We start from the raw sequence: 2,321 nt of genomic DNA, 5'->3' as shown, positions 1-2,321 counted from the left end.
GGTGCCCGCCTTGACGAGCAGGTCGTAGTTGACCACCACGATCTTCAACGCCTCCACCGGCCGGTCGGCGAACTGGTCGATGCCGCGGCCGATGGTCATCTCCGCGACCGCCGCGCGGCCGAAGTTCTCGTCGTCCCGGCCAGGGATGAGCGCGCAGCCGTAGGTGTCGTACTCGTCGTCCGCCTGGCTGAGCACCAGGACGAGCGTGCCCTCGGCCGCGTGCCGGACGTCGCGGCACCCCTGCGGCCGATCGGCCCCCGGCTCCAGCAGCAGCACGACCAGCCTCCGGTTGCCGATGACCCGCTCGGCCGCCGCCCGGTCCACCTCCACACCGGGCGCGGCGTAGACGGAGGACGAGCGGACCTGCCGCGCGATCGGGCCGTCCTGCACGCCCCCGGACCACACCGCCCACCCGGCGAGGAGCAGGCAACCGAGGACCGCGACACCGAAGGGCGTGCCGAGGGAGCGCTTCACGCGAGCCTCTCCGAGAGGTAGGAGTCCGGGCGGTAGTCGGCCCGGCCCAGCGATCGGGCGGTGTCGTCCAACTCGGCCTCCGCATCGTCCAGCAGGGACCGCACGTGCCGGTCCGGCAGGTTCCGGGCCAGCGCCTCACCCGCCGCGCCCAGCTTGCCGATCGCCCTGGTCAGGGAAGGGTTCCCGCTCACGTCGGTCAGCCCGGACACCTCGATGGCCAGTGCGGTGAGGCCGGCCAGGCGGGCGTTCACGCCGGTCCGTGCCCCTGCGCCGGATCTCCGGAGCAGGGGCCGCGCCGACAGCACCAGGTACACCGCGACGCACGCGGTGAACAGCCACGGCAACGCGGGCAGCGCCACCCGCAGCGGGTCGAACGGCCGGTACGGCAGGGGCCGGTCGAACAGGCCCGCGTAGCGCACGTCGGTGACCCGGGCGAGGTAGCCGGCCAGCACGTTGCGCTGGGGGTAGTCGTACAGGCTGAGCCGCTCGCCGAGCTGAGCGTAGAAGCTCGCGCCGACGACCTCGTCGAAATCGCCCGCGTGCGGGCCGTGGTACTCGATCCACCACCCGTACACCACCACGACGGGCGTGTCCGGGAACAGCTCGGCGAGCGCGGGACCGTACCGGGGCACCGGTTCGCCGAACGGCTGGCGCGGCAGCACGACGTACCACGCGCGTCGGTCCGGGAACGCCGAGGCCGCGAGATCCTCGGGAATGCCGTCGAGCGTCGCCCCGGCGCCGACGTGCACGCCGGTGGCGCGCAGGTCGGCGGCGACGGCAGCCAGCTCGGCCTCGTCCGGGTCGCGCCAGTCGAACTGGTCCACGGCCTCCGGCGCCGGTCGGTCCCGCAGCTGCGCGATCAACGCCACCATCTGGTCGGTCACGTCGCCGACGGCGAATTGTGCCCGCCAGCCGACCGCCGAGTCGGCCGACGCCTGGTAGATCCCGCCCGTCACCTCGGTGCCGATCACCCGGACCGTCGCGTCGTCCACGTCGCGGACGCGGTCGCGCTCGTCCTCGTCCAAACCGGGCGGTGCGACGAGGATGCGGACTTCGGCGTCCCCGACGGCCTCCCGGACGCGCCGCTCGTCCCAGGACGCGATGGCCCCCGGCAGTCGCACCACGTCGTCGGCGCGCACGAGTGCCGCCATCTCGTCCACCGACGGCACGGTCACGTCGCCCAGCTCACCGGCCCCGCCCTCGGCGACCGCGTCGGACGATGCCGGGGACTGCCCGTAGCTGACGTCGATGTCCTGTCCCTGGGAGAGCAGGAAGACCACCACGACGGCCACTGCGGCGGCCAGTGAACCCCAGCGCAGCCACTCGGCCCGGTGTCGTCGTCGACCCGCGCTCACCCGCCGCTCAGCCACCGGCAGCCCGCCGCCACAGCGCGTCGGCCCGCTCCGCGCACTCGGTGGCGGTCCGGGCCGCCACCGCCCCGCCACCGCCGGCGGCGATCAGCTCGGCGCGGGCCAGCAGCCGTTCCGCCTCGGCGATGTCGGTGCGCGCCGCGTCCCGGCTGATCGTCGCGCTGTTGATCGCGGCACGCGCGGTAGACCACGCGACGAGCTTCCCGCGTTCGCGGGCACGCCATCGCGGCACCGCCGCCGCGGCGAATCCGGCGGCGATGAGGAGCGCCACGCCGATCGGCCAGATCAACCAGGTCATGCGTGGGTACTCCAAGTGGTCGGATAGGCCGGGCAGGTGGGCCGATTGTCCAAGATCGCGTTCGGCCGTACACACCGAACACCGAATTGTCACTGCACGAAGCGGCCAGATCACCCAGCCGCAACCTCAGGTCACCACAATCCCCGGACAGATGAACACGTACAATCAACGCGTTCATC

At 73.1% G+C, this 2,321-nt stretch carries 2 protein-coding genes and 1 pseudogene; all 3 read right to left on the bottom strand.

The genetic code is table 11. The features are described from left to right. Positions 1-474: pseudogene (locus AB0G02_RS35770) on the bottom strand (hypothetical protein); the annotation flags it as partial. Further along, a complete protein-coding gene (locus tag AB0G02_RS35765; protein ID WP_360803553.1) occupies positions 471-1,844 on the bottom strand; it encodes a hypothetical protein in 1,374 nt (457 codons plus the stop codon). The pseudogene AB0G02_RS35770 and the gene AB0G02_RS35765, both read right to left, overlap by 4 nt. After that, positions 1,837-2,142, bottom strand: coding sequence for a DUF6403 family protein (locus AB0G02_RS35760; RefSeq protein ID WP_360803550.1), 306 nt, complete (start codon positions 2,140-2,142; stop codon positions 1,837-1,839). Before AB0G02_RS35760 ends, AB0G02_RS35765 begins: the two co-directional genes overlap by 8 nt. Between the last annotated feature and the right edge of the window lie 179 nt (positions 2,143-2,321).

Source organism: Actinosynnema sp. NPDC023658, assembly GCF_040639995.1.
GTDB lineage: Bacteria > Actinomycetota > Actinomycetes > Mycobacteriales > Pseudonocardiaceae > Actinosynnema.
Note: the sequence above shows the minus strand (reverse complement) of the source record. Positions and strands in the feature narration are given on the sequence as shown.

Excerpts from the sequence above, each read along its gene's own strand:
- AB0G02_RS35760 (WP_360803550.1), bottom strand. The coding sequence starts at position 2,142 with ATGACCTGGTTGATCTGGCCGATCGGCGTGGCGCTCCTCATCGCCGCC.